General features: G+C 61.0%; 5 protein-coding genes and 3 pseudogenes. 5 read left to right on the top strand and 3 right to left on the bottom strand.

The window, feature by feature from the left end:
- Positions 1-112: 112 nt before the first annotated feature.
- Both CAPSK01_RS05445 and fumC read left to right on the top strand, forming a co-directional pair.
- The gene (locus CAPSK01_RS05445) at positions 113-790 is read left to right on the top strand and encodes an MBL fold metallo-hydrolase (RefSeq protein WP_034923475.1); all 678 of its coding nucleotides are present in this window, start codon (positions 113-115) and stop codon (positions 788-790) included.
- A gap of 103 nt (positions 791-893) precedes the next feature.
- Positions 894-2,300 carry a class II fumarate hydratase gene (fumC, locus tag CAPSK01_RS05440; protein WP_034923472.1) on the top strand — a complete coding sequence of 469 codons (1,407 nt, stop codon included), beginning with the start codon at positions 894-896 and terminating at the stop codon, positions 2,298-2,300.
- Between the two features lie 295 nt (positions 2,301-2,595).
- Here fumC and CAPSK01_RS22005 read toward each other — a convergent pair.
- Positions 2,596-2,691: pseudogene (locus tag CAPSK01_RS22005) on the bottom strand (recombinase family protein); the annotation flags it as partial.
- A 114-nt stretch (positions 2,692-2,805) separates the two neighbouring features.
- Between CAPSK01_RS22005 and CAPSK01_RS05435 the strand changes: the two are divergent.
- The 3 genes and pseudogenes from CAPSK01_RS05435 to CAPSK01_RS05425 all read left to right on the top strand — a co-directional run bounded on the left by CAPSK01_RS05435 (position 2,806) and on the right by CAPSK01_RS05425 (position 5,668).
- Positions 2,806-3,072, top strand: a complete 267-nt coding sequence (locus tag CAPSK01_RS05435) for an antitoxin (RefSeq protein WP_034923469.1) — start codon at positions 2,806-2,808, stop codon at positions 3,070-3,072.
- Positions 3,069-3,337: pseudogene (locus tag CAPSK01_RS05430) on the top strand (type II toxin-antitoxin system RelE/ParE family toxin). Before CAPSK01_RS05435 ends, CAPSK01_RS05430 begins: the two are co-directional and overlap by 4 nt.
- A 369-nt stretch (positions 3,338-3,706) precedes the next feature.
- A complete protein-coding gene (locus CAPSK01_RS05425; RefSeq protein ID WP_273703150.1) occupies positions 3,707-5,668 on the top strand; it encodes a hypothetical protein in 1,962 nt (653 codons plus the stop codon).
- Positions 5,669-5,732: 64 nt separating this feature from the next.
- On the opposite strand, the pseudogene CAPSK01_RS05420 reads toward CAPSK01_RS05425, so the two are convergent.
- Positions 5,733-6,229: pseudogene (locus CAPSK01_RS05420) on the bottom strand (GNAT family N-acetyltransferase).
- Positions 6,226-6,504 (bottom strand): DUF1778 domain-containing protein, encoded by a 279-nt coding sequence (locus CAPSK01_RS05415; protein ID WP_273703149.1) that lies wholly within the window; start codon positions 6,502-6,504, stop codon positions 6,226-6,228. Before CAPSK01_RS05415 ends, CAPSK01_RS05420 begins: the two are co-directional and overlap by 4 nt.
- Between the last annotated feature and the right edge of the window lie 171 nt (positions 6,505-6,675).

The following is a 6,675-nucleotide window of genomic DNA, read 5'->3' as shown; positions in this document are numbered from 1 at the left end:
CATGCCGGCCCGTCATTCGCCTGCGTCGGCGGCATGCGCTCGGGATCGAGCGCCACCGCCCGCTCGGCGGGCACCGGCAAGGGCAACGCATCGGCAACAGGAGGAGTCAGGAATGGGACCTCGGGTTTTGGCGATTACCCCGGAAATCAGCCAGGTCGGCGGGCCGGGCCTGACGCACGGCAACGATGCGGCGGTCTACCTCGTCCACTTCGGCGAGCATGCGGCGCTGATCGACGCCGGTTGCGGCCGGGCGACCGATCGGCTGCTGCAGAACATCGAAGCGGCCGGCGTCGTGCCGGAGCAGATCCGGCACCTGCTGCTCACGCATTGCCACTACGACCACAGCGGCGGTGCCGCCGGCCTGCGACGGCGCTTCGGCTGGCCGGTGGCGCTGCACGCGCTCGAGGCGCCGTATCTGGAAAGCGGCGACGATCGGGTGAGCGCCGCCGCGTGGTACGGCGAGCATCTCGCAGCCTGCCCGGTCGATGTCCGGCTCGCCGACGGCGAGCGCTTTTTTCTTGGCCAGCGATCGCTTCAGGCGCTCCACCTGCCGGGGCACTCGCCCGGTTCGGTCGCCTATCTGGTCGAATCGGACGGTCGGCGAGTCGTTTTCGCCCAGGACGTGCATGGACCTCTGCACCCGGACCTGTTGTCCAAACGAAACGACTATCAGGCATCGCTGCGCAAGCTCCTGGCGCTGGAAGCCGACATCCTCTGCGAGGGGCACTTCGGCGTCTTCGTCGGACGAGCGGCGGTCGCCGCTTTCATCGAGCGCTTTGTCGAAGACTGACTGCTCCGCGGCCGGGAAGGCGTCGGCGGTTGTACCGCATCATGGACAGGAGAATGGGCATGAACACTGACGGAAGGCGGGCTTTCCCACCCGGCGGTGGACGATGAGCGCCACGCGCCGCGAGCGGGATTCCTTCGGCGGCATCGAGGTGCCGGCCGACCGGCTCTGGGGAGCGCAGACGCAACGCTCGCTCGAACACTTCTCGATCTCCAACGAACGCCTGCCCGAGGACCTGGTTCTGGCGCTCGTCGCGGTCAAGGCGGCCGCCGCACGGGTCAACGGCGAGCTCGGGCTGCTCCCGGCCGACAAGGCGGGCGCCATCGCCGCCGCCGCCGAGGAAGTGCTCGCCGGCCGCCACGCGCAGGAGTTCCCGCTTTCGGTCTGGCAGACCGGATCGGGGACGCAGAGCAACATGAACGTGAACGAAGTGCTGGCCAACCGGGCTTCGGAGCTGCTCGGCGGCGAGCGCGGCGAGGCGCGCGCCGTCCATGCCAACGACGAGGTGAATCTCGGGCAGTCTTCGAACGACGTCTTTCCCAGCGCCATGCATCTGGCCGCCGCGACCGGCATCGCCCACGCGCTGCGGCCGGCACTGGCGCGGCTCAGGGCGACGCTGGCGGCGAAATCGGCCGCCTTCGCCGAGATCGTCAAGATCGGCCGCACGCACCTGCAGGACGCGACGCCCTTGTCGCTCGGCCAGGAGTTCTCGGGCTACGTCGCGCAGCTTGAGCACGCCGAGTCGCTGCTCGACGGCGCGCTGTCGTCACTCTATCCGCTCGCCATCGGCGGTACGGCGGTCGGCACCGGGTTGAACACGCACCCGGAATTCGGCGCCCGCGTGGCGGCCGAACTCGCTCGCCGCAGCGGGCTGCCGTTTTACAGCGCGACCAACAAGTTCGCCGCGCTGGCGGCACGCGACGGCCTGGTCGCCGCGCACGGCACGCTGAAGACGCTCGCCGTGGCGCTGCTGAAAATCGCCAACGACCTGCGCTGGCTGGCGTCGGGGCCGCGCTCGGGAATCGGCGAGATCAGCCTGCCGGAAAACGAACCCGGCAGCTCGATCATGCCCGGCAAGGTCAACCCGACGCAATGCGAGGCGCTGACGATGCTGTGCTACCAGGTGATGGCCAACGATGTCGCCATCGGCCTGGGTGGTGCCGCCGGCAACTTTGAGCTCAACGTCTGCCAGCCACTGATTGCCTACAATTTTCTGCAGAGCGTCCGGCTGCTGGCGGACGGCATGACGAGTTTCGAGGCGCATTGCGTGCGCGGCATCGAAGCGCGTCGCGAGCGTATCGCCGAACTGCTGGAGCGCTCGCTGATGCTGGTCACGGCGCTCGTACCGCATATCGGCTACGACCGTGCGGCGGAAATCGCGCGGCATGCGCATCAGCACGGCAGCACGCTGCGCGAAGCGGCGCTGGCGCTCGGCCAGGTAACGGCAGAGGACTTCGACCGTTGGCTCAGACCGGCAGCGATGCTGTCGGGCAGCGACGGCGAGGCGCGCTGACTCGCCGATCAGCTGTGCTTGCCGCGGCTGCATACATGAATGCCGTTTTAAGCTGATCACCCGTTTCCGCGATGTCGCCGATGACGACTCGCTGATCGGGAGGTTCGTCTGGCATGTGCCCGCACCCGTTCCACCCTCCGGGTACTGCTACAAGTACCGATTGGTATCTGTTGTCGCTGGGCAGCGCGTAATCGATTTTGACAACGAGAGCGGCAAGGGCGATCGCCACCCTGTAGTCTTGCCCCGCGGGCGAAGATAGGGCCACTGATCTTCCGCGCTACTGCCCATCATCCCTTTACGCTCCAGTCCTGGATGACGCAGGCCAACCGACCCGTGCCAGGGTTTCGATCAAGGTGCGCTTGACGCCGAAATTGCGACACGCCGCCGCCTTGGGTTTTCCGACATGTCTCGGCATAACGATGGCCCGCCTTGTAACGTTCTGTGAGTAGCGCCAGGTAATGACAGCGTATATTTCATTAGTATCAAATGACAGGAGGTTCCGATTATGCCGAAACAAGTCATTTTTACGATGAAGCTGGAGCCCGAGTTGCGCGCCGAGTTCATGGCCGAAGCCGAGGCGGCCCATCGCCCGGCGTCGCAAGTGCTGCGCGAGCTCGTTCAGCGCCAGCGCGAGTCGCGCGAGTACGACAAGTTCTTGCGCCGCAAGGTCGAGGCCGGCCGGGCATCGATGCGCGCTGGATTGGGGCAGCCGAACGATGAAGTTGAGGCCGAATTCGCCGCCTGGCGTGCCAGTGTGGCAAGCCAGGCGTGAGGGTTGTTTGGACGCCTGAAGCGCAGCACGACCGTGCCGAAGTGTGGGACTACATCGCAGCCGACAATCCGCGCGCGGCGGCCCGGATAGATGAGATTTTGAGCGACGCGGCCGCCCGGTTGACCCAGCACCCCATGCTGGGCAAGCCGGGAACGATTCCCGGCACACGCGAGTTGATCCCGCACAAAAGCTATCGCTTGGTGTACCAGATCGACGGCGAAACGGTGTGGATACTGCCCGCCTGTGGCCGCCTGTGCGCGATTAAGAAAGGATCATGGCCACGATGAAACGGCGCGTTGACCGACTGCTTTCGAGCTAGACCGCGGCCGGCGGTAGGCGGCCAGAAGCGGTAATTCGTCCTCTGCGGTGAGCTGCCGGTGAGAGGGCTGCTCAACTCTGAAAGCGGCTGAAAGGGCAACGGAAGAAGGTCGGCCGAAGCCGTCGTTCGGCATGGTCCAATTCAGCGACCGCTAACGGCAAAGAACAGTATTCCAGAACAGCGCCAAAACGCCGGACACTCCGTCGGCCGCCAGTCTATTCGCAATCGGCGCGGCGTGGAGTTGCGTGGTAACTCCAGGATGCATAACCGCAAAATGGGAATGTTCGAGATAATGCATCCTATTAGGGGGAAACCATGATGAAATCGATCAGCGCTTTTGTAGGGCATAGCTTCACGGAGGACGATGCAACCGTTGTTAACGCGGTTCTAAACTACCTGTCACGTGTGGCCGAGTTGAATCCATCCTTTTCGTGGACTCACGCAAAGCACCCTGAACCTATATCGGTTGACGAAAAGGTCTTGGCTCTTCTCGAAGGAAAGAACCTATTTATTGGCATCTGCACACGCAAGGAACGAGTCGTTTCTTCCAATGCGCTCTCGTCTTGCTGGATGTCTCGCCAGAAACTGGCCGTCAAGGCAAATGCCCTTGAATGGAAAACGTCCGATTGGATAATCCAGGAAATTGGATTGGCCATCGGTCGCGGGATGGACATCATTCTTCTCGTCGAGGAGGGTATCCGCTCGCCGGGAGCGCTACAAGGAAATATCGAGCACATCTCACTGCACCGAGATGCGCCCGAACGATCATTCGACGCCTTGCTGGCGATGCTTGCTACCCTTACTCCTCGGCCAACTGACGGTGCTGCCGCAGCCGTGCCTCCAAGTTCGAGCGAGCCGGAAAAGTCGACCGATCACCCTGAACATGATCGGATTACGCCCAAACCCGAGTGGAATCGAGACGACTTCGAATTTGCAATGATGCATTGCGTTGCAACGAAGAACGATCAAGCGAAAGAGGTAATCGATAATGCGTTCCTTGCGTCCAAGGCAGGTGCCTCTGAAAAAGACAAAACGGAATGGTTAGCCTACAAGGAATATATCTGCATCGCACTTGGGCGTGGCGGCGATCTCTCAAGGCTTGAAGCGATTGCAACTGAATTGCCAGACAATGCCAACGTAACACTGCATCTGGCACGGAGCTATGCCCGATATGACGAACACGGAAAGGCTGCGTCTCTTTACCAGGCCGCCGCAGGACAGACCAAGTCAGTTATCTCCAAAATTGAACTGCTCGGTCAAGCAGCCCTATGTTTCGAAAAGGCAGGCAAGAAGGCAGACGCCGATCGATTGGCGAGCCAAATCCGGACTATCTGTGCAGACGCACATGAAGGTGAGATGGAACTTCTGCGCGCCGAGAAGGGCCTCGCGGAGTTCCGAAAGGATGATGACACCGAAATTGGATTGATGGAACGGCAGCTTGAACTGAATCCTACTGACAACGAAACCCGGTTTGGCCTCGCGTACAAGTACTCAAGTATTGGCCGGGCCAACATGGCCGCTTATCACTACTCACGAATTCGAACGTCTGCGAGAAGTGCTATTGCATGGAACAACTTCGGCGCCGCGCTTGAGTCGCTGAAATTGCCGGTGAAAGCCGTCAAGGCCTATCGGAATTCTGCTCACTTCGGCGAGACACTCGCCATGAGTAATCTTGCGCACCAATTTCTGAACGCCGGTTTTGTTGACGAAGCCAAACAGGTTCTTGATGAAGCTTTGCGCGTCACCGACCACCACAAGAACGTTGACAAGGCCTTGGGAGTTATTCGTGACCGTGTGGACGATGAAGAAAACCAGGAGACGTCGGTATACGAAAAGGCAAAGCCCGTTAGCGAATTCTTCCGATCTTTTGGGCAGGCACGAATCAAACCCCTCGTGATCGGATTGCAGGGAACATGGAAAACTCCTAGCTGCGATGTTGTAGTTCAGATAGATGGAACTTCTGTCGTAGCACGTGGCACGTATGAGGTCACGGCAACCGGACTTCTTGCAGCCGCGTTTATGGATACAAGAGCACCTGACTCCGCGCCGGTGAAATACTTTTTGGAATATCGGGGCGATCTCTACGGCCAAACGGTCAGTGGAACTGTTTCTCGCGGACCAGTCAGCACCACAAAATCGGCTGCCGCCTCAACACTCCTTGGTGCCGAAACCAAACCGACGTTCTTGATGTGGCTCGGCGATTCCGGAACTGTGATTTACGTCATGGAACGTCCAACGCCAGACGGATCTCGCTTCTATCAGCTCGAGAGAATTTAGCTTCGACGACTTCAAAGTCACTTACGCGCTCGCGTTTCATGGCCTCAAATCGATAAAGTCGAGCTCAGAGCTTCCCGCTGCTCAGGCGCAGCATCAGCGTCATGGGGTGTGCCGGCGAAGCCCGAAATCCGTAATGCTCGTAGAACTGCCTGGCTTGGTCGTGAATGGCGTGCACCAGCAAGGCTCTGACTCCCGCGTTTTGCGACACGACCACCGCCCGATTGACGGCATCCTGCAGCAACGCGGCGCCAAGTTTGATGCCTTGGGCGCGACGATCGACGGCGAGCCGGGCCAGCACCATCACCGGCCCTGGGTCGGGCCTATTGCGCCGCACTGAACTTGTGGCCCCGTCTGGTGTGACACAGCGCCGGCAGCCATCGCGTAATAGCCGTGGATGCGAAGGCCTTGATCGGTGACCACGAACGTGCGGCTGGCGCCGGTCAACTGGTTGGCCATGGCCCGTCGTTTGAGCCACTCATCGAGCACATCTTCGCCGCACTCGAATTCATCCGTGCGGTGCGCCGCCGTCAGTGGCTGCGGCGCGCCGAGTTGAAGGTTCATGCCTGGGTGGCTTCTGTTTCCCAAGGCGCCTTGACGGCCATGAGGCGCTCAAGCCCCGGATTGTCGGCGGGTGGCGCGTCGAGCATAGCGGTGAACTGTCGGAACTTGTCGGCGTCCAGATTGAAGAAAAGCTGGTCGAGCACCACCGATTGAGCTCTGTCGCAGGCGGCTTCGAGCATGAAGTCGGACCGGTTCTTGCCCAACAGGCGTGCCGCGTGATCAATCAAGTCGCGCTGCTCGGGAAGTGCACGCAGGTTGATGGCGGCAGCACGCATGCGATCCTCCTTTGACATCTACACAAAGAACACCTCCATCGTATGGTCGTGTGTAGCTGTGGTCAATACGCAGCCTTGTCCAGGCCACCAAGGAAATGGTTGAATCCTGAGCCCGCAACGCATCGGGAGGTTGTCTTATGCCGGAGTTTTGGGTACATTCGCGCCCTTGCG

The sequence above is a fragment of the Candidatus Accumulibacter vicinus genome (genome assembly GCF_000584955.1).
In the GTDB taxonomy this organism is placed as follows: Bacteria; Pseudomonadota; Gammaproteobacteria; order Burkholderiales; family Rhodocyclaceae; genus Accumulibacter; species Accumulibacter vicinus.
Note: the sequence above shows the minus strand (reverse complement) of the source record. Positions and strands in the feature narration are given on the sequence as shown.

What these genes read in the sequence shown, in the direction of transcription:
- CAPSK01_RS05435 (WP_034923469.1), top strand. Translation starts at nt 2,806, where the DNA reads ATGCCGAAACAAGTCATTTTTACGATGAAGCTGGAGCCCGAGTTGCGC.
- CAPSK01_RS05425 (WP_273703150.1), top strand. Translation starts at nt 3,707, where the DNA reads ATGATGAAATCGATCAGCGCTTTTGTAGGGCATAGCTTCACGGAGGAC.
- fumC (WP_034923472.1), top strand. Translation starts at nt 894, where the DNA reads ATGAGCGCCACGCGCCGCGAGCGGGATTCCTTCGGCGGCATCGAGGTG.
- CAPSK01_RS05415 (WP_273703149.1), bottom strand. Translation starts at nt 6,504, where the DNA reads ATGCGTGCTGCCGCCATCAACCTGCGTGCACTTCCCGAGCAGCGCGAC.
- CAPSK01_RS05445 (WP_034923475.1), top strand. Translation starts at nt 113, where the DNA reads ATGGGACCTCGGGTTTTGGCGATTACCCCGGAAATCAGCCAGGTCGGC.